This window comes from Streptomyces sp. NPDC057543 (assembly GCF_042801895.1).
In the GTDB taxonomy this organism is placed as follows: Bacteria; Actinomycetota; Actinomycetes; order Streptomycetales; family Streptomycetaceae; genus Streptomyces.
In genome coordinates this window covers 1-24,322 of sequence record NZ_JBHVFF010000059.1, presented here as the reverse complement: position 1 = coordinate 24,322, position 24,322 = coordinate 1, and the positions used below count along the sequence as shown (strand labels likewise).

At 69.4% G+C, this 24,322-nt stretch carries 28 protein-coding genes and 4 tRNA genes; 23 read left to right on the top strand and 9 right to left on the bottom strand.

Going from position 1 to position 24,322, the window contains the following annotated elements; translation table 11 throughout:
• The first annotated feature begins 10 nt into the window (after positions 1–10).
• The 4 genes from ACFU8Q_RS13125 to htpX all read left to right on the top strand — a co-directional run bounded on the left by ACFU8Q_RS13125 (position 11) and on the right by htpX (position 4,846).
• Entirely contained in the window at positions 11–1,561 is a 1,551-nt protein-coding gene (locus tag ACFU8Q_RS13125; RefSeq protein WP_384452046.1) for a NuoM family protein, read from the top strand.
• The gene (locus ACFU8Q_RS13120; protein WP_384452017.1) at positions 1,558–3,162 is read left to right on the top strand and encodes an NADH-quinone oxidoreductase subunit N; all 1,605 of its coding nucleotides are present in this window, start codon (positions 1,558–1,560) and stop codon (positions 3,160–3,162) included. Before ACFU8Q_RS13125 ends, ACFU8Q_RS13120 begins: the two co-directional genes overlap by 4 nt.
• A gap of 97 nt (positions 3,163–3,259) precedes the next feature.
• Positions 3,260–3,718: an MscL family protein gene (locus ACFU8Q_RS13115; RefSeq protein ID WP_384452014.1), complete on the top strand. Its 459-nt coding sequence runs from the start codon at positions 3,260–3,262 to the stop codon at positions 3,716–3,718.
• Positions 3,719–3,982: 264 nt separating this feature from the next.
• Entirely contained in the window at positions 3,983–4,846 is an 864-nt protein-coding gene (gene htpX / locus ACFU8Q_RS13110) for a zinc metalloprotease HtpX (RefSeq protein WP_384452011.1), read from the top strand.
• A 216-nt stretch (positions 4,847–5,062) separates the two neighbouring features.
• Here the strand turns inward: htpX and ACFU8Q_RS13105 are convergent, their stop codons facing one another.
• Entirely contained in the window at positions 5,063–5,464 is a 402-nt protein-coding gene (locus ACFU8Q_RS13105; protein WP_384452008.1) for a YccF domain-containing protein, read from the bottom strand.
• A gap of 161 nt (positions 5,465–5,625) precedes the next feature.
• Between ACFU8Q_RS13105 and ACFU8Q_RS13100 the strand changes: the two genes are divergently transcribed.
• The gene (locus tag ACFU8Q_RS13100) at positions 5,626–6,183 is read left to right on the top strand and encodes an SMI1/KNR4 family protein (RefSeq protein ID WP_384452005.1); all 558 of its coding nucleotides are present in this window, start codon (positions 5,626–5,628) and stop codon (positions 6,181–6,183) included.
• A gap of 126 nt (positions 6,184–6,309) precedes the next feature.
• Entirely contained in the window at positions 6,310–6,582 is a 273-nt protein-coding gene (locus ACFU8Q_RS13095; protein ID WP_384452002.1) for a GlsB/YeaQ/YmgE family stress response membrane protein, read from the top strand.
• Here the strand turns inward: ACFU8Q_RS13095 and ACFU8Q_RS13090 are convergent.
• The 3 genes from ACFU8Q_RS13090 to ACFU8Q_RS13080 form a co-directional block, all read right to left on the bottom strand.
• Entirely contained in the window at positions 6,543–7,256 is a 714-nt protein-coding gene (locus ACFU8Q_RS13090) for an alpha-ketoglutarate-dependent dioxygenase AlkB family protein (RefSeq protein WP_384452000.1), read from the bottom strand. The genes ACFU8Q_RS13095 and ACFU8Q_RS13090 overlap by 40 nt on opposite strands.
• 1 nt (position 7,257) lies before the next feature.
• Complete coding sequence (locus ACFU8Q_RS13085) at positions 7,258–7,767, bottom strand: methylated-DNA--[protein]-cysteine S-methyltransferase (RefSeq protein WP_384451997.1); 510 nt, start codon at positions 7,765–7,767, stop codon at positions 7,258–7,260.
• 175 nt (positions 7,768–7,942) lie between these two features.
• Positions 7,943–8,431 carry a YajQ family cyclic di-GMP-binding protein gene (locus ACFU8Q_RS13080; protein WP_030926258.1) on the bottom strand — a complete coding sequence of 163 codons (489 nt, stop codon included), beginning with the start codon at positions 8,429–8,431 and terminating at the stop codon, positions 7,943–7,945.
• A 213-nt stretch (positions 8,432–8,644) separates the two neighbouring features.
• Here ACFU8Q_RS13080 and ACFU8Q_RS13075 point away from each other — a divergent pair.
• Both ACFU8Q_RS13075 and ACFU8Q_RS13070 read left to right on the top strand, forming a co-directional pair.
• Positions 8,645–8,726 (top strand) — tRNA-Tyr (locus ACFU8Q_RS13075).
• Between the two features lie 86 nt (positions 8,727–8,812).
• Positions 8,813–9,262 (top strand): DUF523 domain-containing protein, encoded by a 450-nt coding sequence (locus ACFU8Q_RS13070; RefSeq protein ID WP_384451994.1) that lies wholly within the window; start codon positions 8,813–8,815, stop codon positions 9,260–9,262.
• A gap of 56 nt (positions 9,263–9,318) precedes the next feature.
• Here the strand turns inward: ACFU8Q_RS13070 and ACFU8Q_RS13065 are convergent, their stop codons facing one another.
• Both ACFU8Q_RS13065 and ACFU8Q_RS13060 read right to left on the bottom strand, forming a co-directional pair.
• Positions 9,319–9,975, bottom strand: coding sequence for an SDR family oxidoreductase (locus ACFU8Q_RS13065; RefSeq protein ID WP_384451991.1), 657 nt, complete (start codon positions 9,973–9,975; stop codon positions 9,319–9,321).
• 34 nt (positions 9,976–10,009) lie between these two features.
• A complete protein-coding gene (locus ACFU8Q_RS13060) occupies positions 10,010–11,308 on the bottom strand; it encodes an amidohydrolase family protein (protein ID WP_384451988.1) in 1,299 nt (432 codons plus the stop codon).
• A 345-nt stretch (positions 11,309–11,653) separates the two neighbouring features.
• Between ACFU8Q_RS13060 and ACFU8Q_RS13055 the strand changes: the two genes are divergently transcribed.
• The 8 genes from ACFU8Q_RS13055 to ACFU8Q_RS13020 all read left to right on the top strand — a co-directional run bounded on the left by ACFU8Q_RS13055 (position 11,654) and on the right by ACFU8Q_RS13020 (position 16,436).
• Positions 11,654–11,726 (top strand) — tRNA-Thr (locus ACFU8Q_RS13055).
• A gap of 45 nt (positions 11,727–11,771) precedes the next feature.
• Positions 11,772–11,844: transfer RNA gene (locus ACFU8Q_RS13050), tRNA-Met, on the top strand.
• Positions 11,845–11,933: 89 nt separating this feature from the next.
• Positions 11,934–12,098, top strand: a complete 165-nt coding sequence (gene rpmG / locus ACFU8Q_RS13045; RefSeq protein ID WP_003956487.1) for a 50S ribosomal protein L33 — start codon at positions 11,934–11,936, stop codon at positions 12,096–12,098.
• 103 nt (positions 12,099–12,201) lie between these two features.
• Complete coding sequence (locus ACFU8Q_RS13040) at positions 12,202–12,654, top strand: MaoC family dehydratase N-terminal domain-containing protein (protein WP_384451985.1); 453 nt, start codon at positions 12,202–12,204, stop codon at positions 12,652–12,654.
• Positions 12,654–13,082 (top strand): MaoC family dehydratase, encoded by a 429-nt coding sequence (locus ACFU8Q_RS13035; protein ID WP_384451983.1) that lies wholly within the window; start codon positions 12,654–12,656, stop codon positions 13,080–13,082. Before ACFU8Q_RS13040 ends, ACFU8Q_RS13035 begins: the two co-directional genes overlap by 1 nt.
• A gap of 161 nt (positions 13,083–13,243) precedes the next feature.
• The gene (locus ACFU8Q_RS13030) at positions 13,244–13,792 is read left to right on the top strand and encodes a TetR/AcrR family transcriptional regulator (protein WP_384452043.1); all 549 of its coding nucleotides are present in this window, start codon (positions 13,244–13,246) and stop codon (positions 13,790–13,792) included.
• Between the two features lie 75 nt (positions 13,793–13,867).
• On the top strand, positions 13,868–15,310 hold the full coding sequence (locus ACFU8Q_RS13025; protein WP_384451980.1) for an MFS transporter: 1,443 nt from the start codon (positions 13,868–13,870) through the stop codon (positions 15,308–15,310).
• 70 nt (positions 15,311–15,380) lie between these two features.
• Positions 15,381–16,436 (top strand): UDP-N-acetylmuramate dehydrogenase, encoded by a 1,056-nt coding sequence (locus ACFU8Q_RS13020; RefSeq protein WP_384451977.1) that lies wholly within the window; start codon positions 15,381–15,383, stop codon positions 16,434–16,436.
• Between the two features lie 12 nt (positions 16,437–16,448).
• Here ACFU8Q_RS13020 and ACFU8Q_RS13015 read toward each other — a convergent pair whose 3' ends face one another.
• A complete protein-coding gene (locus ACFU8Q_RS13015) occupies positions 16,449–17,084 on the bottom strand; it encodes an NAD(P)-dependent oxidoreductase (protein WP_384451975.1) in 636 nt (211 codons plus the stop codon).
• Between the two features lie 87 nt (positions 17,085–17,171).
• Here ACFU8Q_RS13015 and ACFU8Q_RS13010 point away from each other — a divergent pair, with 87 nt between their 5' ends.
• Positions 17,172–17,777, top strand: coding sequence for a TetR/AcrR family transcriptional regulator (locus tag ACFU8Q_RS13010; protein WP_384451972.1), 606 nt, complete (start codon positions 17,172–17,174; stop codon positions 17,775–17,777).
• Positions 17,778–17,801: 24 nt separating this feature from the next.
• Here ACFU8Q_RS13010 and ACFU8Q_RS13005 read toward each other — a convergent pair whose 3' ends face one another.
• Positions 17,802–18,824: an adenosine deaminase gene (locus ACFU8Q_RS13005; protein ID WP_384451969.1), complete on the bottom strand. Its 1,023-nt coding sequence runs from the start codon at positions 18,822–18,824 to the stop codon at positions 17,802–17,804.
• A gap of 121 nt (positions 18,825–18,945) precedes the next feature.
• Complete coding sequence (locus ACFU8Q_RS13000; RefSeq protein ID WP_384451966.1) at positions 18,946–20,172, bottom strand: pyridoxal phosphate-dependent aminotransferase; 1,227 nt, start codon at positions 20,170–20,172, stop codon at positions 18,946–18,948.
• Positions 20,173–20,397: 225 nt separating this feature from the next.
• On the opposite strand from ACFU8Q_RS13000, the gene ACFU8Q_RS12995 reads away from it, so the two are divergent.
• From ACFU8Q_RS12995 to ACFU8Q_RS12970, 6 genes are all read left to right on the top strand, one after another.
• Positions 20,398–20,470: transfer RNA gene (locus ACFU8Q_RS12995), tRNA-Trp, on the top strand.
• Positions 20,471–20,576: 106 nt separating this feature from the next.
• Positions 20,577–20,864 carry a preprotein translocase subunit SecE gene (gene secE / locus ACFU8Q_RS12990; protein ID WP_266747946.1) on the top strand — a complete coding sequence of 96 codons (288 nt, stop codon included), beginning with the start codon at positions 20,577–20,579 and terminating at the stop codon, positions 20,862–20,864.
• Positions 20,865–20,937: 73 nt separating this feature from the next.
• The gene (nusG, locus tag ACFU8Q_RS12985) at positions 20,938–21,828 is read left to right on the top strand and encodes a transcription termination/antitermination protein NusG (protein ID WP_384451963.1); all 891 of its coding nucleotides are present in this window, start codon (positions 20,938–20,940) and stop codon (positions 21,826–21,828) included.
• A 176-nt stretch (positions 21,829–22,004) separates the two neighbouring features.
• Positions 22,005–22,439, top strand: coding sequence for a 50S ribosomal protein L11 (gene rplK / locus ACFU8Q_RS12980; RefSeq protein ID WP_006126872.1), 435 nt, complete (start codon positions 22,005–22,007; stop codon positions 22,437–22,439).
• Between the two features lie 81 nt (positions 22,440–22,520).
• On the top strand, positions 22,521–23,243 hold the full coding sequence (gene rplA, locus ACFU8Q_RS12975; RefSeq protein ID WP_362195902.1) for a 50S ribosomal protein L1: 723 nt from the start codon (positions 22,521–22,523) through the stop codon (positions 23,241–23,243).
• 162 nt (positions 23,244–23,405) lie between these two features.
• On the top strand, positions 23,406–24,308 hold the full coding sequence (locus tag ACFU8Q_RS12970; RefSeq protein ID WP_384451960.1) for a hypothetical protein: 903 nt from the start codon (positions 23,406–23,408) through the stop codon (positions 24,306–24,308).
• Positions 24,309–24,322: the final 14 nt, after the last annotated feature.

Here is a 24,322-nt window from a genome sequence, read left to right as displayed (position 1 = left end):
TGAATCCGTGATGCAGTTCCTTCTCGCGTTCATCGTCGTCGTCCCGCTCATCGGCGCCGTGGCCGCTCTCCTGCCGGCCCCGCCCGGGCTGAAGGGAACCAGCCCCGACCACGCCGTGCTCCGCCACGGCGTGACCGTCACCGGAGCGGTCCTCATCGCCGCGATCGTGCTGGCCGTCGGCTTCGACCACGACCACCCGTCGAAGATGCAGGCCACCACCGACATCAGCTGGATCCCGGCGCTCGACGTCCGCATCCATCTCGGCATCGACGGCATCTCGCTCCCCCTTCTCGTACTGACCGCGCTGCTGACCTTCCTCTGCGCGCTGTACAGCTACTTCAAAATGCCTGAAGGCCCCTCCCCGAAGGCCTTCGTCGCACTCGTCCTCGTCCTGGAGTCCGGCACCCTCGCGACCTTCGCCGTCCTCGATCTGCTGCTGTTCTTCCTGGCGTTCGAGATGGTGCTCATCCCGATGTACTTCCTCATCGCCCGCTGGGGCGGTGCGCAGAAGCAGGCCGCCGCCTGGAAGTTCATCCTCTACACACTGCTCGGCTCGGTGATCATGCTGCTGGGCCTGCTCCTCATCGGACTGAAGAGCGGCACCTTCGACATGGTGGCACTCGCCACTGACAACGGTCGTGGGCTCACCTCGTCCGTGCAGGTCATCGCGGTTCTGGCGATCGGCATCGGACTCGCCGTGAAGACCCCGATGTGGCCACTGCACAGCTGGCTCCCGGACGCCCACACCGCCGCCCCGACCGTCGGTTCGGTCCTGCTCGCGGGCGTCCTGCTGAAGATGGGTACGTATGGGTTCGTCCGGATCCTGCTGCCCATCACCCCCAACGGGATGCACACCTTCGCGCCCTACCTCGCCGCCTTCGCGGTCGTCGGCATCGTCTACGGATCGCTCGCCTGCCTGGCGCTGGCCCGCCCCGGCTCCAAGGGTGACCTCAAGCGCCTGATCGCGTACTCCTCCGTCGGACACATGGGCTTCGTGCTCCTCGGCATCGCGAGCATGACCCCCACCGGAGTCAACGGCGCGCTCTTCGCCAACATCGCCCACGGCCTCATCACCGGCCTGCTGTTCTTCCTGGTCGGCGCGGTCAAGGACCGGTACGGCACCGCCGACCTCGATACCCTCTCCGGCGCCACCGGAGCCGCGCTCTACGGCCGGGCACCCCGCCTCGGCGGCCTCCTCGCCTTCGCCGCCGTCGCCTCCCTCGGCCTGCCCGGGCTCGCCGGATTCTGGGGCGAGATGCTCGCCCTGTTCGGCTCCTTCGATCCCGCAGACGGACTCAGCCGCCCCGCCTTCCTCACCTACATGTCGATCGCCGCATTCGGCACCCTGCTCACCGCCGCGTACATGCTGATCGTTGTACGCCGCGTCTGCATGGGTGAGAAGCGGGCGGAGCCGCAGCAGCTCGCCGACGTCCAGACGTACGAATTCGCCGCCTGGACCCCGCTCGTCGCCCTCACCGTCCTCGCCGGCCTGTGGCCCGCCGTCCTCCTCGGCCTCACCGACCCGGCCGTGCAGAAGCTCCTCGCAGGAGGCAAGTCGTGACCACAGCCGTCGTCACCCCGGGCGTCGTCACCACAGCGGCCGACAGCACCACCAGCCTCGTCCAGTCCGTCGACTGGCTTGCGATCGCGCCTCCGGTCGTCGTCGCGGCGGTCGCTCTGATCGTCCTGGTCGCCGACCTCTTCCTCCCCACGGAGCGCAAGCAGATCCTGGGCTGGGTCACCATGGCCGGACTCGTCGCCGCACTCGCCCTCCTCGTCCCCCTGCGCGACGGCGACCACTCCACCTTCTGTCTCACCGCGGCAACCACCGGCACCGGTGCCCCCAGCGCCTGCAGCTACACCGCCGATCACTTCGCCCTCGTCATCCAGGCACTCGTACTCGGCGGCGCCCTGCTGACCGCCCTGCTCTCCCTCGGCGACATCCGCAGACTCCCCGCGGGCGAGTTCTGGTTCCTGCTGCTGTCCTCCGCGTCGGGCGCCGCGCTCCTGCCCGCCGCCCGCGACCTTGCCACCCTCGTCGTCGCCCTCGAAGTCGCCTCGCTGCCCGCCTTCGCCCTCGTCGGCATCAAGCGCGGCGACCGGCGGTCCTCCGAAGCCGCGCTGAAATTCTTCCTCTCCTCCGTCGTCGCCACCGCCGTCATGCTGCTCGGCGTCAGCTTCGTGTACGCGGCCACCGGCACCCTGCACCTCACGGAGATCGCAGCCCGGCTCGACGACGTACCGGGACAGCTCGACACCCTCGCCCAGGCGGGCGTCGTCCTCACCCTGGTCGGCTTCGCGTTCAAGACGGCTGCCGCGCCCTTCCACTTCTGGGTGCCCGACACCTACGTGGGCGCCCCCCTGCCGGTCGCCGCCTACCTCTCCGTCGTCGGCAAAGCGGTCGGCTTCTCCGGCCTCATCCTCGTCACCGTGATCGCGTTCCCGGCGTACGCGGACGTCTGGGGCCCGGCCCTCGCCGTCCTCGCCGCGCTCACCATGACGATCGGCAACGTCGCCGCCCTGCGCCAGGGCGCCGGCCGCGTCCGCAGCGCCGTACGGCTGCTCGCCTGGTCGTCCGTCGCCCAGGCCGGCTACCTCCTGGTGCCGATCGCCGCCGCCGCGTACTCCAGCGACGAGCACATCGGCTCGACGGTCGCGTACGCCCTCATGTACGCCGTCGTGAACCTCGGCGCCTTCGCGGTCGCCGCCCTCGTCGCCCGTACGAACCCCGGGAACCGGATCTCCGACTACCGCGGCCTGTACGCCGCCCGCCCCCTCGCCGCCCTTGCGATGGCCTTCTTCCTGCTCTGTCTGGCCGGCCTGCCGCCCGGCATCGTCGGCCTCTTCGCCAAGGTCACGGTGTTCTCCGCAGCCGTCGACGCGGGACTCGGCTGGCTCGCGGTCGTCATGGCGGTCAACGTCGTGATCGCGCTCTTCTACTACCTTCAGTGGACCGCGGCGCTCTTCCGCGCCCCCGAAGAGGTCACGGCCACGGCCCCGGCGGAGGAGGCCGCACCCGTGGGCGCGGCCGCACCCGCTCCCGCCGGGCACCGCGCTCCGATGCCCGTCACCCTCGCGATCGCTCTCACCGCCGTCGCCGGCGTCGTCCTCTCCGGTGCTCCGCAGACGGTGCTCAGGTTCGCCGCCGTCAATCTCTTCTGATGTACCAAAGATCGGTTTGCCCGGAACGGTCCCCACAGGGCAAGGTCATGGCCGCACATCCCCACACACGCACCCAGGTCCCAGAGGAGCAAGAGCAGTGCTGAACGGGTTCAAGGACTTCATCCTGCGCGGAAACGTCATCTCCATGGCCATCGGGCTGGCCGTCGGAGCGGCGTTCACGGCAGTCGTCACCGGATTCAGCACCGCCTTCATCACCCCGCTGATCGGCCTTGCCACCGGCTCCGTCGGCGACTTCAGCTCGGCGGAGTTCTCGGTCGACGGCGCCATCTTCCCGTACGGGAAGTTCCTGGCCGCCGCCATCGCCTTCCTGATCACCGCGGCGGTGCTCTACTTCGGCGTCGTCGTCCCCATGACGAAGGTCCAGAACCGTTTCTCCAGGGTGGACGAGAAGGTCGACATCAAGGCCGCCCTGCGCGACTGCCCCCGCTGCTACACCGAGATTCCGGCCATCGCCTCCCGCTGTGGCCACTGCACCAGCGAGATCAAGCCGGACCCCGAGGCCCTCGCACTCGCCGGTCTCCCCGCCCAGCGCTGAGCCGTCCGGCACGGATCGACAACGGATCGACACAGGCACGGCCCCTCAGGGCCTGTCCGGCCCCGCACGGCCGGACAGGCCCTGACCCGTTCGGCCCAGAGCCCGGCGCCGGGCCGAAAGCGCGGGACAGGCCCTGTCCCGCGGCCGCGGGTACAAGGGAACTAGCTCCCCTCGCCTGGCGTTGACCTGTACGGGAGGCTCCACTGAGGAAGTGGAGACCACCAAGCAAAGGGTTCCCCTGCCGCACCACTTGGAGGGCGTACCGTGCACCGCCGGCACAACGGGCTGAGAACCGCCGTACTCCTCGGGGGCCTGTCCGCACTCATCATCGTCATCGGAAGCTTCTTCGGACGTACGGGCCTGATCGTCGCGCTCCTCGTAGCCGTCGGCACCAACGCCTACGCGTACTGGAACAGCGACAAGCTGGCGCTCAGGGCCATGCGCGCCCGCCCCGTCAGCGAATTCGAGGCGCCTCAGCTCTACCGCATGGTCCGCGAGCTCTCGACGGACGCCCGCCAGCCAATGCCCCGGCTCTACATCTCTCCGACGCAGGCCCCCAACGCCTTCGCGACGGGCCGCAATCCGCGCAACGCGGCGGTCTGCTGCACAGAAGGCATCCTGCAGATCCTGGACGAGCGGGAGCTGCGCGGCGTCCTCGGCCACGAGCTGAGCCATGTGTACAACCGCGACATCCTGATCTCGTCCGTCGCCGGAGCGCTCGCCTCCGTCGTCATGTTCCTGGTCAACTTCGCCTGGCTGATTCCGGTGGGCCGGTCCAACGACGACGAGGGCCCGGGCATCCTGGGCATGCTGCTGATCATGATCCTCGGCCCGCTGGCCGCCTCCGTCATCCAACTGGCGGTCAGCCGCTCCCGCGAATACCAGGCGGACGCATCGGGCGCCCAGCTGACCGGCGACCCGCTGGCCCTCGCCAGCGCACTTCGGAAGCTGGACGCAGGAACGAAACAGCTCCCGCTACCCCCCGAGCCCAGGATCGAGACCGCGAGCCACATGATGATCGCGAATCCCTTCCGCCCCGGCCAAGGCATGTCAAAGATGTTCTCGACACACCCGCCGATGGCGGAGCGCATCGCCCGACTGGAACAGATGGCAGGACATCGCCCGTGAGGACGGCCCGGGGAGCCGTGTGGAGGACATCCGCCTCCGTGACGGACCGCCGTGAGCCACCATTTTTCCCCTCTTCCGGGAGTTCCTGACGGAACGGAACGAACTCGGTACCGAGGGGCTCGTGTCACGCCGCGTGGCCCAGTGCCAGGCCTCGCGAGCCCCTCGTGATCCGAACGAGAGAGGCCCTGTGCCCCGACGGCGCGAGATTCTTCGCCGTCACCGGGCTCCGAACGCTTCGTCGGTCGTGACCACCTCTCGCCCCAGCGGCATGAGGGAGATGGGGATCATCTTCAGGTTCGCCCAGCCGAAGGGGATGCCGATGATCGACACGAACAGCGGGATGCTCGTGAGCAGGTGCCCCAGCGCGAGCCACCAGCCGGCGAAGACGAGCCAGATCACGTTGCCCACGCACGAGGGCGCCCCCGCGCCGGGCCGTTCCACGGTGGTCCGGCCGAAAGGCCACAGGACGAAGCCCGCGATCCTCAGGGAGGCAATGCCAAAGGGGATGGTCACAATGAGGATGAAGCAGATGAGTGCCGCGACCGCGTAGCCGAGGGCCATCCAGAAGCCGCAGAACACCACCCAAAGGATGTTGAGGATCAACTGAAGAGGCTTCATGATCTCCGCGCTCCGTCTCGCTCGTCCGTCGGCCCTGCTCAGTGCCCAGTATCAGGCCCGGACGCCGAGAGTCGGAACCGGAGTGAACCGGAAGAGGCGATCGTGGCCCCCGGATTCACGCGCCGACGGCGATTGTCAGTGCCGTCGTCCACCATGAACCCATGAACGACACCGAGCAGTTGCTGGCAGCCGCGGAGAAGACCACGCGCACCGCCCGGCGCCGGGAGAAGCACCCCCTCCCCGCCCCGCTGCCCGCCGAGGCCGTCGAGCGGGCCGAAGCCGCCCTCGGCTTCACCCTGCCGCCGCTGCTCACCGCGCTGTACACCCGGATCGCCAACGGCGGCTTCGGACCGGAGTACGGCCTGATGCCGCTGATCGGCGACCGCGAGCCGGATGGGGAGGAGTCCGTCGTCGCGCAGTATCTCGCGCACCGCCGGGCCGCGACCGAGGAGGGCGGGTGGCCCTGGCCGGAGGGCGTACTGCCGATATGCAGCCTGGGGTGCGGGATGTACTCCTGCGTGGACTGTCGCAGTGAACACACCACAGTGCTGCTCTTCGAACCGAACGCCGACGAGCCGGAGCGCGCCTGGTACGTGGACCAGCCCGACCTCGCCCAGTGGCTCCGCAGCTGGCTGGACGGCACCGCGTGGTACTGCGAGGAGTCCGAGGACGAAGGGGCCGAGATGGCACCCTGGCCGGATTTCAGCGCCCGCGTATGACCCACGGGCGAGTGGGGGACGGTCCGCCCGCCACCGCGGACCCCGGATCGCGGACCGCGCACGCAACCGCCCGACCGGCAGGAACGTCTTGGATTCCAGGAACGAGTGACGGGTAGGTTCGCACGCATGAGCATTATTGGTTGGATCATTCTCGGACTGCTTGCCGGCGCCATCGCCAAGGTCCTGCTCCCGGGCCGCGACCCGGGCGGCCTGGTCGGCACCACCCTCATCGGGATCGTCGGCGCCTTCCTCGGCGGCTGGATATCGTCGCGCTTCCTCGACCGCCCCATCTCCAACGACTTCTACGACACGGCCACTTGGGTTTCGGCCATCGGCGGTTCGCTGGTCCTGCTGATCGCCTACCGGCTGCTCTTCGGAAACTCCCGCGAACGTCGCTGACGACCGTCGTCGCCCGGCGCATCCAGCCCGGTCTCGCGCAGGGTCAGATTGAGCCGGCCATGCCCCATGCCCGTCGCCGGATCCGCCGTCCCCGGGCAGATCTTCGGCACACCGTGGAACGCGAAGCGCGAAGGGCCGCCGAAGACGAACAGGTCGCCGGAGGCCAACTCCACATCCGTGTAAGGCTTTCCGCGGTGCTCGGTGTTCCCGAAACGGAAGACGCAGGTGTCACCGATGCTGAGCGAGACCACCGGAGCACCGGACCGCTCCTCCTTGTCCTGGTGCATGCCCATCCGCGCCGCGTCGTCGTAGAAGTTGATGAGGGCGGTGTCCGGCGCGTACGTCCGGACCGCCCTCTCGTCCCCGTACGCGTCGGCCAGCGCCTTCCGTCCCAACTCGGCCAGCCAGCCGGGGAATTCGGCGACCCGGGCGCCGTTCACATCATCGGCCGTACGCGAGTACCGGTACGGCTGCCAGTGCCACCCCAGGCAGACCGTCTGCACGGACATCACCCCGCCGCCCGGCAGCACCGTGTGCCGCAGCGGCACGGGCCCCCGCGCCCACTCCCGGCAGGCGGCCACCAACTCCCGTTGGCGCTCCGGCGGCAGCCACTCGGGCACGTGCACGGCCCCCGGCGCGACGACGACCCGCGGCCTCGGGAAGAGCCCGGACATGTCAGCGCACCGCCAGGGCGCCTTCCAGCCCCAGAAGCTGTTCCTTGCGCTCCAGGCCACCCGCGTAACCCCGCAGGGCCCCGTCCGCGCCGATCACCCGGTGGCACGGCCGCACGACCAGCAGCGGATTGCGCCCGATCGCGGTCCCCACGGCCCGCACGCCGGCCCCGGGCGCGCCGATCCGTTCGGCGATCTGCCCGTACGAGACCGTCTCCCCGTACGGGACGGTGTCCACAGCCGCCCAGACCCGGCGCTGGAAGTCGGTGCCGCGGCCGTCCGCGTACGCGACGTCGAAGCGGGTCAGTCGCCCCGCGAAGTACTCCCGCAACTGTGCAGCGATGCCCGTGAAGGCCTCCGGCGCGTGGGTCCACCCGTCCTGGACGACTGCGGCGCCCTTCTGGCCCGGAAGCGAGAGCGAGGCGAGCGCGACCCCGCCGGCCGCGCCGGAGGCCGCCTCGCCGACCAGCAGCAGTTCACCCAGCGGGCTGTCGACCGTTGCGTACATGGTCATGACTGTCTCCTTGCCCGTCCTGCCGGAAGTCGACGGGATCGTCGTCCGGCACGGACAAGTCTGCGTCCCCCGCGCCGCCGCGACCGGCGGTATTCGGACATCACATCCGGGCCTTGCGCCTCCCGCCCCGCACCCGCGAGGAGTGCGACCGGAAGGCGCAGGACCCGCGAGGGACCTACCGGTAGTTCACGAACTGCACGGCGAAGTCGAAGTCCTGGCCCTTCAGCAGCGCCTGCACGGCCTGCAGGTCGTCCCGGCTCTTCGAGCTGACCCGCAGCTCATCGCCCTGAACCTGCGCCTTGACGCCCTTCGGGCCCTCGTCGCGAATGATCTTCGCCACCTTCTTGGCGTTCTCCTGGGAGATGCCTTCCTCGATCGTGGCGAAGATCTTGTACTCCTTGCCGGACAGCTGCGGCTCGCCCGCGTCCAGCGACTTCAGCGAGATGCCGCGCTTGATCAGCTTGGACTGGAAGATATCGAGGATCGCCTTGACCCGCTCCTCGCCGTTCGCCTCCATCAGGATCTTCTCGCCGGACCAGGAGATCGAGGCGCCGGTGCCCTTGAAGTCGTAACGCTGCGAGATTTCCTTGGCGGCCTGGTTGAGGGCGTTGTCGACCTCCTGCCGCTCGACCTTCGAGACGATGTCGAAACTGGAGTCGGCCATGACGTGTGGCTCCTTGTATCGGGGTGCTGGGAAACGGGGTGCGTACGGGCGGTCGCGGGCCTGTCGGCACCGCGCCGCCGGTCAAAGCCTAGCCACCCACGCCGGATCGGGCCGCTGATCAATCCAGTGGCGTAGCACCCCCGGGCATCGGGTATCGTTTACGTCGTTGCCACGGAGCACCGCCGAAAAGCGGTTCTCACGGCAGCAATCCCTGGCGGTGTGCCCGAGTGGCCAAAGGGAGCAGACTGTAAATCTGCCGGCTCAGCCTACCCAGGTTCGAACCCTGGCGCCGCCACATGGCAAGGCCCCTGTCCTAGGACAGGGGCCTTCTTTGTTTCTGCCGCGACGTGTGCCGTGGCTTCGGCTGCGAGGGGCGTGAACATGGAACCTGTGCTGGTCAGCGCCTGTCTGCACGGTGTGCCCTGCCGCTTCGACGGCCGCGGCAAGGCCTCCGCCGCAGTGGCCGATGCCGTCGGAGACCGTCGGCCCGTGACCTTCTGCCCCGAGGTGGCCGCCGGACTGCCCACCCCGCGTCGTCCCGCCGAGATCGTCGGCGGCGACGGCCACGACGTGCTGGACGGCAGCGCCCGCGTCGTGGACGACACCGGGCACGACGTGACGGACGCGTTCGTGGACGGCGCCCGGCGGGCGCTGGACGCCGCGCGCCGGGCCGGGTGCACGGAGGCGCTGCTGATGCCGCGCAGCCCTTCCTGCGGGCGCGGCACGGTCTATGACGGTACGTTCACGGGCGAGCTCCGCGAGGGCGACGGCGTCACCGCCGCCCTGCTGGAACGCCACGGCATCACGGTCCGCCCGGCGCCGCATGGCTGACCAGGGGCGATGGCTCCCTGCCATGACCACCGGGGGACCGCCCCGCCCGGAACGGCTCAGTTTCCCGCCACGTCCTTCACGGCGACCGACACCGGCACGTTCCCCGAGATGAGCTCCAGCGTCAGCCCCGCTGTCGCCGGGGTCTCCAGCAGCTCCAGCAGCGCCGCCGCCACATCGTCGCGCGGCACCGGTCCGCGGCCGGTCGAGGCGGTCAGGAGGACCATCCCCGTACCCGCGTCGTTCGTCAGCATTCCGGGGCGCAGGATCGTCCAGTCGAGTGCGGTCCTGGAGCGCACGTACGCGTCCGCGGCGCCCTTCGCCCGCAGGTACGCGTCGAAGACCTCGTCGCCCGGGTGATCGGGATCGGCGCCCATCGACGAGACCACGACGTAGCGCCGTACCCCCGCCCGTTCGGCCGCGTCGGCGAACAGCACCGCCGCGCCGCGATCGACCGTGTCCTTGCGTGCCGAGCCGCTGTTCGGGCCCGCACCGGCCGCGAAGACCGCCGCGTCGGCGCCGCGCAGCACCTCCGCCACCTCCTCCACGGCGGCCGATTCGAGATCCAGGACGACCGGCTCGGCGCCCGCCGCCCGGAGGTCCTCGCTCTGTTCCGGATTTCGGACGACACCCACGGCCTCGTACCCGCGCGCAGCGAGCAACCGCTCCAGCCGCAGCGCGATCTGACCATGTCCACCTGCGATGACAATGCGCATGGTCACGACCGTACGCCGCGGCGGGCCACCGCGCTCAAGGCCCGCCGCAGGGACCGGAATCCGGCCGTCCCTGGCGGGGCAGGCCGAGGGCCCAGACGGTCTCCGAGTCGCAGTACTCGCGCACCGCGCTCGTCCGCGCCACCACCCGGCCGCGATGCACCACGATCCGGCTGTAGGCGAGCGACAGCACGCCCGAGAGCTGATCCCCGCGTACGGCGAGCAGCTCGGCCGGGAAACCTGCCTCGACCCGGATCCCGGGCAGTCCCATCGCCTTCCGCGCGACCGAGGACACCGCCTCGTACGCCTCGTCGGCGCGCATCCCGCTCTGCGAGGCCAGCAGGTAGGCGGCCTCCAGCGGATCCCCGCGCCCCACCGGGTTCGCGATGTCCCGCAGGGCCCCGCTGCCCGCCGCGACCCGCACCCCGGCCGCCCGCAGCAGCCGTACGGGGGCGGTGCCCCGGCCCTCCATCCCGCAACAGCCGCCCTGGGGGAGGCAGATGACCGTCACCCCGGCCGCCGCGAGCTGGTCGGCGGCCCGGGTCGCGGCCTGCGCGGGGAGCCGGGAGAGGCCGGCGCACGGGCCGACGGAGACGCCGGGCCGCAGCCCGCCGGCCATGGCGGCCAGCCGGCCGAGCCGGGCCGGGTCGGCGCCGTCCGTGTGCAGATCGACGGGACAGCCCTGTTCGGCGGCGATCTCCAGGACGGCTTCCGCGTAGCCCGACGGGTCCGGGTCGAGGTCGGGACAGCCGCCGACCGCGCCGGCCCCCATCTTCACCGCGTCACGCAGCATGGCCAGGTTGTCGGCGCCCGCGACACCGGTGAGCAGGCCGGGTACGGCGACCGGGGTCAGTTCGACGAGTCCGCGCAGCGAACCGCGCGCCTGCAACACGGCTTCGAGGGAGGCGAGGCCCTGGACGGAGCCGATCCGCACGTGTGCGCGCAGCGCGGTGGCGCCGTGGCCGAGCTGCAGCAGAGCGGCCTCGGTGGCGCGGCGCTGGATGTCCTCGGGGCGGTGCGACACGGGCCCCGGGGTGGTGTCGGGGCCCGCACCGTCGGCGGTGAGCGCGGTGTCGCTGTGGGCGTGGGGTTCGGCCGGGGCGGGGAGCAGCAGATAGCCGCGCAGGTCCACCCGTGGGCCGGGGGCGGTCAGGCTGCCCGCGGTGCCCACGGCCTCGATGCGGCCGCCGCTGAGCCGCACGTCCACGATGCGGCCGTCCGTGAGACGGGCGCCGCAGAGCACCAGGGCGCCGGTCTCGGCGGTGTCGTGGCTGCTGGTCGCATCGGCCGCGTCGGCGGCATGGTCGTCCGGCTGCCGCGGCTGGCTGTCGGGCATCGCGCTCCTGGGAAGGGGTGCAAGATCACGCAGAGTGAGACGAGCCTAGGGGCGTGTTCGGCCCGGTTCGAGGAGGAGCGAAATAGTCGTACCGGTGTGGCCCTGAGAGGTATCCGGGGTACGGGTGTACGGCGGGGGCGTAGTGGCTCATGCGACGGCCGAGGCGTTGACCAAGCTGCCGCCAATGGACCGGAAGGCCGCTGACGGGCGGGCCGGAGCGCGGCTGACGGGCGGGCGGAAGGCCGCTGATCAAGGGATCGGCGGGGCATCGATCAAGGGCGCCGGATGGGGCTCCGAAACGGATTTGGGCGATCGGCGACCGACCGTGTAATGTCTTCATCGCTCGCCCCAATAGCTCAGTCGGTAGAGCGTCTCCATGGTAAGGAGAAGGTCTGCGGTTCGATTCCGCATTGGGGCTCTGGTGATCGGGAAACCCCGCTTCGGCGGGGGGACTCGTCATCAAAGCGGTGTAGCTCAGTCGGTAGAGCAAGCGGCTCATAATCGCTGTGTCACCGGTTCAAGTCCGGTCACCGCTACTTACGGTAGCCGATTGTGGGGTCGGTCCTTCGATCGGCTACTCTTTTTTGCGTTCATCCGTCCATCCGTCCGTCCAAGGAGCACTCACGTGGCTGCCACCGACGTCCGCCCGAAGATCACGCTGGCCTGCGTGGAGTGCAAGGAGCGGAACTACATCACCAAGAAGAACCGGCGTAACAACCCGGACCGTCTTGAGATGAAGAAGCACTGCCCGCGCTGCAACTCGCACACTGCGCACCGCGAAACCCGCTGAAACAGGCTCGTACACGAGGCCGTCCCCACTGGGGGCGGCCTCGTGTCGTTGTATGGGGGCTGTTCTTCGGCCTTTTCATCTTTCACCAGGAGGTTGCGAGCTCATGGCGCTCGACCAGTCCTTCGTAGGGCGGTCCTATCCGCCCACCCCGCCGTACGAGGTCGGCCGGGAGAAGATCCGCGAGTTCGCCGAGGCGGTGGGCGACACCAATCCGGTGTACGTCGACCCCGAGGCAGCCAAGGCGCTCGGCCACAGCGATGTGATCGCGCCGCCGACGTTCGTCTTCTCGATCACCTTCAAGGCCGCCGGCCAGGTGGTGCAGGACCCGCAGCTGGGCCTGGACTACAGCCGCGTGGTGCACGGTGACCAGAAGTTCACCTACGTGCGCCCCGTGCGGGCGGGGGACCGGCTGACGGTCACGTCGACGATCGAGGGCATCAAGTCCCTGGCGGGCAATGACGTCCTGGACATCCGCGGAGAGGTCCACGACGAGTCCGGTGAGCATGTCGTGACCGCGTGGACGAAGCTGGTGGCGCGCGCCGCCGAGGAGGCGTGATGACGGCGAAGGTGGCCTACGAGTCGGTCGAGGTCGGTACGGAGCTGCCGGCGCAGTCCTTCCCGGTGACCCGGGCGGCGCTCGTGCAGTACGCCGGCGCTTCCGGTGACTTCAATCCGATCCACTGGAACGAGAAGTTCGCCCGCGAGGTCGGACTGCCGGACGTGATCGCGCACGGCATGTTCACCATGGCAGAGGCGATCCGGGTCGTCACGGACTGGGTCGGCGACCCCGGTGCGATCGTCGAGTACGGAGTGCGGTTCACCAAGCCGGTCGTCGTGCCCAACGACGACAAGGGCGCCCTGATCGAGGTCAGCGCCAAGGTGGCCGCCCTGCTGGACGACAAGCAGGTGCGGGTGGACCTGACGGCCATGAGTGACGGCAAGAAGGTGCTGGGCATGTCCCGCGCCGTGGTGCGGCTCGGCTGATTCGAGTGTGGCGTAGGGGCACTGTCCATGGGGCGGCGCTCCGTAGGGCCTGTCCGACCCTGATCCGGCGGACAGGCCCTACGCGTTTCTTGCGCATGCCCTACTCGGTGTACCGGTTGACGAAGTTAGTGATTGAGTACTAACTTAGTGCCATGGCAAGGATGAGTGCGGAAGAGCGGCGCGAGAGCGTCATTCGTGCGGCGATCACCGAGTTCGCCCGAGGTGGTTACGCAGCCACCTCCACCGAGGCGATCGCCAAGCGCGTCGGCGTCTCGCAGCCGTACCTGTTCCGCCTCTTCCCCAACAAGCAGGCCATGTTCCTCGCGGCCGTCGAGCGGTGCCTCGCGGACACCCGGAAGGTCTTCGCCGAGGCCGCCGAGGGGCTTGAGGGCGAAGAGGCGGTGAGGGCGATGGCTGCCGCGTACCGGCGGCTCATCGTCGACGACCCCGACAAGCTCCAGATGCAGATGCAGGCCTATGCGGCCGTCGCGAGTGCCGATGCCTCGGGGGACCATGAACTCGGCGACGCGGTGCGTGCCGCCTGGCTGAAGATGTGGGACGAGGCCGATCTCATCCTGGGTGCCGACGTCAAGGAAACGACGACGTTCTGGGCGTTCGGCATGCTCATCAATACGTTGACCTCGCTCGGCTTCCCGGCCGGTCACCGGATCTGGTCGGGGTTCTATGACTCGGCAAGGCCGATCGCCTGAACAGCGCGACCCGGGTTATGCCCGGTTTTCTGCCCAGAGAAATTAGTAATTGATAACTAATCCCCAGGGGGAGCAGTGAAACAGCACACGACAGGCCGCTCAGGCGCGGTCTGGGCCCTCGTCATCACCAGCGTCGCAGGATTCATGGCGGGCCTCGACAACCTCGTCGTCACCACCGCCCTGCCCTCCATCCGCGAGAGCCTCGGCGGCGAGCTGGCGGAGCTCGAGTGGACGGTGAACGCCTACACCCTCACCTTCGCCGTGCTGCTGATGTTAGGGGCCGCCCTCGGCGACCGGTTCGGCCGCCGCCGGCTCTTCCTCACCGGGCTCACCGTCTTCACCGGCGCCTCCGCCGCGGCCGCCCTCTCGCCCGGGATCAACGAGCTGATCGCCTTCCGGGCGGTCCAGGGCGTGGGCGCCGCGATCATGATGCCCCTGACGCTCACCCTGCTCACGGCCGCCGTGCCACCCGCCCGTCGCGGTGCCGCGCTCGGCATCTTCGGCGCCGTCACCGGACTGGCCGTGGCCAGTGGCCCCCTGATCGGCGGCAGCCTCACCGAGCACCTCTCCTGGCAGTGGATCTTCTGGCTGAACGTCCCGATCGGTCTGGCACTGCTCCCCCTGGCGCGACTGCGTCTGGCGGAGTCGCACGCGCCGGACTCGCGGCTCGACATCCCCGGCACACTCCTGGTCAGCGGCGGACTCTTCGGCATCGTCTACGGCCTGGTCAACGCCAACTCCGACGGCTGGACCAGCCCCACCGTCCTCACGGCCCTGATCGCCGGTGCCGCGCTCGTCGGCGGCTTCATCTACCACGGCTTCCACGCGAAGAACCCGATGCTGCCCATGCGGCTCTTCCGCAGCCGCGCGTTCTTCGGGATCAACATGGCCGGCCTGCTGATGTTCCTCGGGATGTTCGGGTCGATCTTCCTGATCAGCCAGTACTTCCAGGGCGTGCTGGGCTACTCGCCCACCGAGGCCGGCCTGCGGATGCTGCCCTGGACCGGAATGCCGATGCTGGTCGCACCCGTCGCGGGGGTGCTCTCCGACCGCTTCGGCGGCCGTCCGGTGGTCGTGGCCGGGCTCGCCCTCCAGGCAGTCGGACTCGCCCTCTTCGCGCTGGTCATCGGCCCGGACGCCTCGTACGCCTCGCAGCTGCCCGGCCTGATCGCCGGCGGGATCGGCATGGCTCTGTACTTCGCGCCCGCCGCCAGTCTCGTGATGTCCAGCGTCCTTCCCGCGGAGCAGGGCATCGCCTCCGGCGCCAACAACGCCCTGCGCGAGGTCGGCGGAGCGCTCGGAGTCGCCGTGCTTGCCACGGTCTTCTCGTCGCGGGGCGGGTACGAATCCGCGCGGTCCTTCACGGACGGGACCGTTCCGGCGGTGTGGATGGGTGCGGGTGTGGTGGCGTTGGCCGCCCTGGTCGCCCTGCTCATCCCGGGCCGCCGCCACGCCTCGGCCCCCGCGCCGGAGACGGCGGACGGGACGGCGGAGGAGCGCGTGTCCGTCGCCGTCTGAGCCGCGGCCCCGTGCGTACGGTCCGTGGTCCCGCCCGAGCGGCGGGGGCACGGACCGTACTCTTGTCCCCGTGCACGAACTCCACGACGCGCCCCTCGCCCCCCTGACCACCTTCCGGCTCGGCGGTCCCGCCGCCCGCCTCCTCACGGCGACGACCGACGCCGAGGTGATCGAAGCCGTGCGCGAGGCCGACGAGAGCGGCACCCCGCTCCTCGTCATCGGGGGCGGCAGCAACCTCGTCATCGGCGACAAGGGCTTCGACGGCACCGCCCTGCGCATCGCGACCGAGGGCTTCGCGCTGGATGGTACGACGCTGGAACTGGCCGCCGGAGAGGTCTGGACGGACGCCGTCGCCCGTACCGTCGACGCCGGTCTCGCGGGCATCGAGTGCCTGGCCGGAATCCCGGGATCCGCCGGCGCGACGCCGATCCAGAACGTCGGCGCCTACGGCCAGGAGGTCTCCTCCACCATCACGGAGGTCGTCGCCTACGACCGGTACACCCGCGAAACGGTCACCATCCCGAACACCGAGTGCGCATTCTCGTACCGACACAGTCGCTTCAAGGCCGAACCCGACCGGTTCGTGGTGCTGCGTGTCCGTTTCGAGCTGGAAGATGCGGGCGGTCTGTCCGCCCCCCTGAAGTATCCCGAAACGGCCCGCGCCATGGGTGTGGAACACGGTGAGCGCGTGCCCGCCGCGGCCGCCCGCGAAACGGTGCTCAGGCTCCGCGCCGGCAAGGGCATGGTGCTGGACCCGGAGGACCACGACTCCTGGTCGGCCGGCTCCTTCTTCACCAATCCGATCCTGGAGGAGGCGGAGTACGAGGCGTTCCTCGCCCGCGCCCAAAACCGGCTCGGCCCCGATGTGACGCCCCCCGCCTTCCCCGCGGACGGGGGACGCACCAAGACCTCCGCGGCCTGGCTCATCGACAAGGCCGGTTTCACCAAGGGCTACGGCACAGGGCCGGCCCGCATTTCCACCAAGCACACCCTCGCGCTCACCAACCGCGGCGGCGCGACCACCGAGGACCTCCTCGCGCTCGCCCGTGAGGTCGTCGCCGGGGTGCACGAGGCATTCGGCGTCACGCTCGTCAACGAACCGGTGACGGTCGGCGTGAGCCTGTAGAAGGCGCGTGGCTCAGTACGCCACGCCCACGCCCTGCTTCACCGCGGCCGGATCGTCGATCAGCGACAGCATCGCGTGTGCCACATCGGCCCGTGAGATGGTCCGGCCTCTGCGGGGGCTGCTGCCGAAGGCCGTCCGGTACTTCCCCGTCAGCGGCCCGTTGGTGAGCTTCGGCGGCCGTACGGACGTCCAGTCCGTCGCACTCCGGGCCAGCGCCGCCTCCATCCGTGTCAGGTCCGCGTAGACCTCCTTGAGGATCGCCCCGACCACCTTGCGGAGCATCCGGTCCACCAGCGGGTCATCGGCCGGCCGGGGGCCGACCGGGGCCGCGCTGACCACGAGCAGCCGCCGCGTGCCCTCGGCCTCCATCGCCTCCAGCACCGACCGGGTCAGCCGCTCGGCGACACCGTCGGCCTTCCGGCCGCGCGAGCCGAGCCCGGAGAGCACCGCGTCCCGGCCCGCGACCGCCTCGCGCAGCGCCTCCGGATCGTCGATGCGCGCCGCGGCGTGGACCTGTACATCGGAGAGCGGGACGGGCAGTCGCGCCGGATCGCGGACCACCGCCGTCACCTCATGGCCCGCCGCCACCGCCTGGCGGACGATCTCCTGGCCGACACCGCCCGTCGCCCCGAACACTGTGATCCTCATTGCGCACCCTCCCGGGGTGGGTAAGTATTCACTCACCTCTACAGTGAGTGGATACTCACCACCTCGTCAAGCTTCATTGGAGTGCACATGGAGCAGAAGCCGGCCCGCGTCCGCATACTCGACGCAGCCCACCAGCTGATGCTCACCATCGGCCTGGCCCGCGCCACCACCAAGGAGATCGCCCGAGCCGCCGGCTGCTCGGAGGCCGCGCTCTACAAGCACTTCCCGAGCAAGGAGGAGCTGTTCGTGGCCGTACTCAAGGAACGGTTGCCCAAGCTCAACCCGCTGCTGAAGCGACTCGTCGTGTCACCGGGGGCGGCGGAACGGACCGTCGAGCAGAACCTCACCGAGATCGCCCGACAGGCCGCCCGCTTCTACGAGCAGAGCTTCCCGATCGCCGCCTCGCTGTATGCCGAGCCCAGGCTCAAGGAACGCCACAACGACGCGATGAGGGAGCTGGGCACCGGCCCCCATATGCCCATCCGCGGCCTCGACGCGTATCTGCGCTCCGAACAGGCAGCCGGCCGGGTGCGGGCCGACGCGGACACCTACGCGGCCGCCTCGCTGCTCCTGGGCGCCTGTGCGCAGCGGGCCTTCGCCTACGACGCCACGGAGGCCGGGGGGCCGCCGCAGTCCCTCGACGCGTTCGCCGCGTCCGTGGCCAGGGCGCTGATACAGGGGCTCGTGGCGTAGACAGCGCCCGTCGGCCGGTCGGTCTCAGTCCGCCGGCTTCGACAGCCAGTCGTCGATGCCCGCCAGGAGCTCGGTCCGAACCGCGGCCGGAGCCGCGGAGCCCCGCACCGACTGCCGGGCCAGTTCCGCGAGCTCCTCGTCCGTGAACGCGTGGTGGCGCCGTACGAGGTCGTACTGCGCGGCCAGCCGGGAGCCGAAGAGCAGCGGATCGTCCGCGCCCAGCGCCATCGGCACCCCGGCCTCGAACAAAGTGCGCAGGGGTACGTCGGCCGGCTTCTCGTAGACGCCCAGCGCCACGTTCGACGCCGGGCACACCTCGCAGGTCACTCCCCGCTCGGCCAGCCTGCGCAACAGCCGGGGATCCTCGGCGGCCCGTACGCCGTGCCCGATCCGGGCCGCGCCGAGATCGTCCAGGCAGTCCCGCACGCTCGAAGGCCCGGCCAGCTCGCCCCCGTGCGGGGCCGCCAGCAGACCGCCGTCGCGGGCGATGGCGAAGGCCCGGTCGAAGTCCCGGGCCATCCCGCGCCGCTCGTCGTTGGAGAGCCCGAATCCGACCACGCCCCGGTCCGCGTACCGCACCGCGAGCCGGGCCAGGGTCCGGGCGTCCAGCGGGTGCTTCATCCGGTTCGCCGCGATCACCACCCGGATCGGCAGACCGGTCTCGCGCGAGGCGCTGTCCACCGCGTCCAGGATGATCTCGATCGCCGGGATCAGCCCGCCGAGGAGCGGGGCGTACGAGGTGGGGTCGACCTGGATCTCCAGCCAGCCGGAGCCGTCCGCGACGTCCTCCTGGGCCGTCTCGCGCACGAGCCGCCGGATGTCCTCGGGGGCCCTCAGACAGGACCGGGCGATGTCGTAGAGCCGCTGGAAGCGGAACCATCCGCGCTCGTCCGTCGCCCGCAGTCTGGGCGGCTCGCCGCCGGTCAGGGCCTCCGGCAGGTGCACGCCGTACTTGTCGGCGAGTTCGAGCAGGGTCGTGGGCCGCATCGACCCGGTGAAATGCAGGTGCAGGTGGGCCTTGGGCAACAGCCGTACATCACGCTCCATTCGGAGATCCTGCCGCACACGTGGGGTTCAGCGGTAGCCGCTTTCCCTATCGGGTTGACCACCGAACAAAAAAGCGACCCCCGGCCGGAGCCGGGGGTCACGCACAGAATTCAGGACGTGCTCAGGCCTTGGCCTCGCCCAGCAGCTTCTGGAGCCGCGAGACGCCCTCGACGAGGTCGTCGTCGCCCAGGGCGTACGAGAGCCGCAGGTAGCCCGGTGTGCCGAAGGCCTCACCCGGTACGACCGCGACCTCGGCCTCGTCCAGGATCAGCGCCGCCAGCTCGACCGAGGTGGCCGGGCGCTTGCCGCGGATCTCCTTGCCGAGCAGTTCCTTGACCGAGGGGTACGCGTAGAACGCGCCCTCGGGCTCCGGGCACAGCACCCCGTCGATCTCGTTGAGCATCCGGACGATGGTCTGCCGGCGCCGGTCGAAAGCGCTCCGCATCTCGGCGACCGCGTCCAGATCTCCGGAGACGGCGGCCAGCGCGGCGACCTGGGCGACGTTGGAGACGTTGGACGTGGCATGCGACTGCAGGTTGGTCGCGGCCTTGACCACGTCCTTCGGGCCGATGAGCCAGCCCACGCGCCAGCCGGTCATCGCGTACGTCTTGGCGACGCCGTTGACCACGATGCACTTGTCGCGCAGCGCGGGAACGAGTGCGGGCAGCGAGGTGAACGTCGCGTCGCCGTAGACCAGGTGCTCGTAGATCTCGTCGGTGAGCACCCACAGGCCGTGCTCGACGGCCCACTCGCCGATCGCCTTGGCGTCGGCCTCGCTGTACACCGCACCGGTCGGGTTCGACGGGGAGACGAACAGGACGACCTTCGTACGCTCGGTGCGCGCGGCCTCCAGCTGCTCGACGGAGACCCGGTAGCCGGTGGTCTCGTCGGCCACGACCTCCACCGGGACACCGCCGGCGAGACGGATCGACTCGGGGTACGTGGTCCAGTACGGCGCCGGGACGATGACCTCGTCGCCCGGGTCGAGGATCGCGGCGAACGCCTCGTAGATGGCCTGCTTGCCGCCGTTGGTCACCAGGATCTGGGAGGCGTCGACCTCGTAGCCGGAGTCGCGCAGCGTCTTCTCCGCGATGGCGGTCTTGAGCTCCGGAAGGCCTCCCGCCGGGGTGTAGCGGTGGTACTTCGGGTTGCGGCAGGCCTCGACCGCGGCCTCGACGATGTATCCCGGGGTCGGGAAGTCGGGCTCACCGGCACCGAAGCCGATCACCGGACGGCCGGCGGCCTTGAGGGCCTTGGCCTTGGCGTCGACGGCGAGGGTGGCGGACTCGGAGATTGCACCGATGCGGGCGGAGACCCGGCGCTCGGACGGAGAAGTTGCAGCGCTCATGGCCCCCATGGTCCCAGACCGCGATCCCTGTAGGCACACGGGTTTCAGGGACCGGACAGGACTCGGACACCATGCGGACAACATGCGACCAGGAGTTGTCGGGAGCTATCTGTTCGACGCCGGGCCGCTGAACACGTACACTCACCTGTCGTTGGCCTTCACCAGCCACATCGTTCTCGCACCTGGAGCATCCGGGAAGATGCGGTAGGTTGGTGGAAACCACAAAGGGTCGTAGCTCAATTGGTAGAGCACTGGTCTCCAAAACCAGCGGTTGGGGGTTCAAGTCCCTCCGGCCCTGCTACACACTCCCTCGCCAGGAAGTGTGCGCATGTACGTACTTCAATGCACCGCCGTGCGGCTCCACCGGGCGCGGCACGGCCATGACCCGGAATCAGGTGAGAAGCGTGACGGACGCCGTGGGCTCCATCGACATGCCTGATGCTGAGGATGAAGTACCCGAGTCGAAGAAGAAGACTCGGAAGGGCGGCAAGCGCGGAAAGAAGGGCCCCCTGGGTCGCCTCGCGCTGTTCTACCGCCAGATCGTCGCCGAGTTGCGCAAGGTTGTCTGGCCGACTCGTAATCAGCTGACGACATACACCACCGTGGTGATTGTCTTCGTCGTCGTCATGATCGGCCTGGTGACCGTGATTGACTTCGGGTTCCAGCGGGTCGTGAAGTACGTCTTCGGCTGATCCCGCGGAGGGCGCCTCATGGGCGCCCCTTTCGCATGTTCCACCCATTTGTATCCAGGAAGAAGCAGCCACCGTGTCTGACCCGAACCTGAACGACGCCGTCGAGCCGACGGCGGGCGCCTTCGAGTCCGCCGAGGACGAGCTCGACATCGTCGAGGCGGCGGACGCCGAGGAGCCGGACCAGGCTGAAGCTGCCGACGCCGCCGCAGGTGAGCCCGCCGAGCAGGCGGCCCTGCACACCGAGGACGACGCCGAGGCCGAAGCCGGTTCCGAGGGCGACGCGAACGACGACGAGCCCGCCGAGGGCGACGAGGAAGCCGCGGAGGAGGCCGAGCCGGCCGCCCCCGTCGACGCCGTCACGGCCCTGCGCGAGGAACTGCGCGGCCTTCCCGGCGAGTGGTACGTCATCCACACGTACGCCGGTTACGAGAAGCGCGTGAAGGCCAACCTGGAGCAGCGCGCCGTCTCGCTCAACGTCGAGGACTTCATCTACCAGGCCGAAGTGCCCGAGGAAGAGATCGTCCAGATCAAGAACGGCGAGCGCAAGAACGTCCGCCAGAACAAGCTGCCGGGCTACGTCCTGGTGCGCATGGACCTGACGAACGAGTCCTGGGGCGTCGTCCGTAACACCCCCGGCGTCACCGGCTTCGTGGGCAACGCCTACGACCCGTACCCGCTGACGCTCGACGAGATCGTCAAGATGCTCGCCCCGGAGGCCGAGGAGAAGGCCGCCCGTGAGGCCGCCGAGGCCGAGGGCAAGCCGGTTCCGTCCCGCAAGGTCGAGGTGCAGGTGCTCGACTTCGAGGTGGGCGACTCGGTCACCGTCACCGACGGCCCGTTCGCGACGCTGCAGGCGACGATCAACGAGATCAACGCCGACTCGAAGAAGGTCAAGGGTCTCGTCGAGATCTTCGGCCGCGAGACCCCGGTCGAGCTCAGCTTCGACCAGATCCAGAAGAACTAGCGGCTTTCGGCCAGATTCTGGACACATGCCTACCCAGCAGGTCAGACCGGCTCCACGGCCGGTCTGACCTGCTCGGTTTTTGGTCGCGCAGCCATACCCGTTATCGTTGTGCGGTATGCCTCCATCCGGATGACCGGACGGCGGCGAAACACTCTCACTAGGACCCGGAGAGAGCAATGCCTCCCAAGAAGAAGAAGGTCACGGGGCTTATCAAGCTCCAGATCAACGCCGGTGCGGCCAACCCGGCCCCGCCGGTCGGCCCCGCGCTCGGCCAGCACGGTGTCAACATCATGGAGTTCTGCAAGGCCTACAACGCCGCGACCGAGTCGCAGCGTGGCATGGTCGTGCCGGTGGAGATCACGGTCTACGAGGACCGCTCCTTCACCTTCGTCACCAAGACTCCGCCGGCCGCGAAGCTGATCCTCAAGGCCGCGGGCGTGGAGAAGGGCTCCGGCGAGCCGCACAAGACCAAGGTCGCCAAGCTGACGGCTGCCCAGGTCCGTGAGATCGCCACGACGAAGCTCCCCGACCTGAACGCCAACGACCTCGACGCCGCGTCGAAGATCATCGCTGGCACCGCCCGTTCCATGGGCATCACGGTCGAAGGCTGATTCAGCCCCTCACGTCCTCAGTGGTAGGGCCAAGCGCTGGCCCGCACCACGACTCCACACCCTGAAACCACAGGAGCAGAAGTGAAGCGCAGCAAGAACCTCCGCGCTGCGGACGCCAAGGTCGACCGGGCGCGCAACTACGCCCCGCTCGAGGCCGTCCGTCTCGCCAAGGAGACCGCCTCCACCAAGTTCGACGGCACCGTCGAGGTCGCGTTCTGCCTGGGTGTCGACCCTCGCAAGGCCGACCAGATGGTCCGTGGCACCGTGAACCTCCCGCACGGCACCGGCAAGACCGCCCGGGTCCTGGTCTTCGCGACCGGTGACCGTGCTGCGGCCGCGGAAGCCGCGGGCGCCGACATCGTCGGCGCCGACGAGCTCATCGACGAGGTGGCGAAGGGCCGTCTGGACTTCGACGCCGTCGTCGCCACCCCGGACCTCATGGGCAAGGTCGGCCGCCTCGGCCGGGTGCTCGGTCCGCGTGGTCTGATGCCGAACCCGAAGACCGGCACCGTCACCCCCGACGTCGTGAAGGCTGTCAACGACATCAAGGGCGGCAAGATCGAGTTCCGCGTCGACAAGCACTCGAACCTGCACTTCATCATCGGCAAGGTCTCGTTCGACGACACCAAGCTGGTGGAGAACTACGCAGCGGCGCTGGAGGAGATCCTCCGTCTGAAGCCGTCCGCCGCCAAGGGCCGCTACATCAAGAAGGCCACCCTGGCCACCACGATGGGCCCCGGCATCCCGCTGGACGCCAACCGCACCCGTAACCTCCTCGTCGAGGAGGACCCGGCCGCCGTCTGAGCCCCAGCGCTCGGCAGCAAGCCGCGTCACGTGTGACATTGACGGGCCCCGCAACCTTTCGAGGTGCGGGGCCCGTCCTCGTATCCGTATGTAGCCGGTGGCTGTGTCGGAGCTGTGCGTTACCGTCAGGCTCCGAGAGCCGAACGAGGGGTGGAAGCGGACATGAGGACCAGTACCGTACGAAGCGTGGGTCTGTCGGTAGCGGTGGCGGCGGCGTTGACGTCGGTCGCGGCCTGCGGCGGATCGGACGACAAGGGCGGCGACAACCGCGGCAGCGCCGTGGTGAAGGCCGACCCGATAGCCGCGTTGCTCGATGTGCAGAAGAAGACCGGCGGGGAGAGCTCGGCGAAGGTCGAGGGCACCACGCAGATGGGCACCACCATGTCCATGAAGCAGAGCGGCACCATCGACTGGACCGACGGTCTCACCGGCACCATGGAGATCACCTACACCGGGGGCACCATGGCGGACGCCATGAAGCAGAACGGTGGCACGGGCGCCATGCAGGCCCGCTACTTCAAGGACGGCTACGCCGTCAACATGGGCGAGGCCTTCGCCAGGCAGGCCGGCGGCAAGCACTGGATCAACTACGGCTACGCCGACCTCGCCAAGCTCGCCGGCGCCTCCGGCGAGGCGATGAAGCAGCAGATGCAGAACACCACCCCCGACCAGGGGGTGAAGTCCCTGCTGGCCTCCGGTGACGTGAAGAAGGTCGGCCAGGAGGACGTACGCGGCGTCTCCGCCACGCACTACTCCGGCACCGTCGACGTCGCCGCGCTGACCGCGAAGAACTCCAAGCTCGACGCCGACCAGCTCGACCAGCTGAAGAAGCAGCTGAGCGACGCCGGGATCACCACGGAGCAGGTCGACATCTGGGTCGACGAGAACGATCTGCTGGTCAAGAAGACCGAGCGCGGCCAGATGAAGACCGGCGAACTGAATTCGACGGTGTACTACAGCGACTACGGCACGAAGGTCTCGGTCGAGGAGCCCCCGGCCAATGACACGGTCGACTTCACCGACCTCGTGAAGCAGCAGCAGGGAGCCGCCGGGGGAGCCGGCTGAGTCCGTCCGGCGAC

Coding starts and splice junctions, on each gene's coding strand:
- ACFU8Q_RS13125 (WP_384452046.1), top strand. CDS start 11: ATGCAGTTCCTTCTCGCGTTCATCGTCGTCGTCCCGCTCATCGGCGCC.
- ACFU8Q_RS13010 (WP_384451972.1), top strand. CDS start 17,172: ATGGAGCAGAAGCCGGCCCGCGTCCGCATACTCGACGCAGCCCACCAG.
- ACFU8Q_RS13035 (WP_384451983.1), top strand. CDS start 12,654: ATGACGGCGAAGGTGGCCTACGAGTCGGTCGAGGTCGGTACGGAGCTG.
- ACFU8Q_RS13040 (WP_384451985.1), top strand. CDS start 12,202: ATGGCGCTCGACCAGTCCTTCGTAGGGCGGTCCTATCCGCCCACCCCG.
- ACFU8Q_RS13005 (WP_384451969.1), bottom strand. CDS start 18,824: ATGGAGCGTGATGTACGGCTGTTGCCCAAGGCCCACCTGCACCTGCAT.
- ACFU8Q_RS13085 (WP_384451997.1), bottom strand. CDS start 7,767: ATGACCATGTACGCAACGGTCGACAGCCCGCTGGGTGAACTGCTGCTG.
- ACFU8Q_RS13060 (WP_384451988.1), bottom strand. CDS start 11,308: ATGCCCGACAGCCAGCCGCGGCAGCCGGACGACCATGCCGCCGACGCG.
- ACFU8Q_RS13000 (WP_384451966.1), bottom strand. CDS start 20,172: ATGAGCGCTGCAACTTCTCCGTCCGAGCGCCGGGTCTCCGCCCGCATC.
- ACFU8Q_RS13015 (WP_384451975.1), bottom strand. CDS start 17,084: ATGAGGATCACAGTGTTCGGGGCGACGGGCGGTGTCGGCCAGGAGATC.
- ACFU8Q_RS13090 (WP_384452000.1), bottom strand. CDS start 7,256: ATGTCCGGGCTCTTCCCGAGGCCGCGGGTCGTCGTCGCGCCGGGGGCC.
- ACFU8Q_RS13080 (WP_030926258.1), bottom strand. CDS start 8,431: ATGGCCGACTCCAGTTTCGACATCGTCTCGAAGGTCGAGCGGCAGGAG.
- ACFU8Q_RS13030 (WP_384452043.1), top strand. CDS start 13,244: ATGAGTGCGGAAGAGCGGCGCGAGAGCGTCATTCGTGCGGCGATCACC.
- ACFU8Q_RS12970 (WP_384451960.1), top strand. CDS start 23,406: ATGAGGACCAGTACCGTACGAAGCGTGGGTCTGTCGGTAGCGGTGGCG.
- ACFU8Q_RS13070 (WP_384451994.1), top strand. CDS start 8,813: ATGGAACCTGTGCTGGTCAGCGCCTGTCTGCACGGTGTGCCCTGCCGC.
- ACFU8Q_RS13065 (WP_384451991.1), bottom strand. CDS start 9,975: ATGCGCATTGTCATCGCAGGTGGACATGGTCAGATCGCGCTGCGGCTG.
- rplK (WP_006126872.1), top strand. CDS start 22,005: ATGCCTCCCAAGAAGAAGAAGGTCACGGGGCTTATCAAGCTCCAGATC.
- ACFU8Q_RS13095 (WP_384452002.1), top strand. CDS start 6,310: ATGAGCATTATTGGTTGGATCATTCTCGGACTGCTTGCCGGCGCCATC.
- ACFU8Q_RS13105 (WP_384452008.1), bottom strand. CDS start 5,464: ATGAAGCCTCTTCAGTTGATCCTCAACATCCTTTGGGTGGTGTTCTGC.
- ACFU8Q_RS13100 (WP_384452005.1), top strand. CDS start 5,626: ATGAACGACACCGAGCAGTTGCTGGCAGCCGCGGAGAAGACCACGCGC.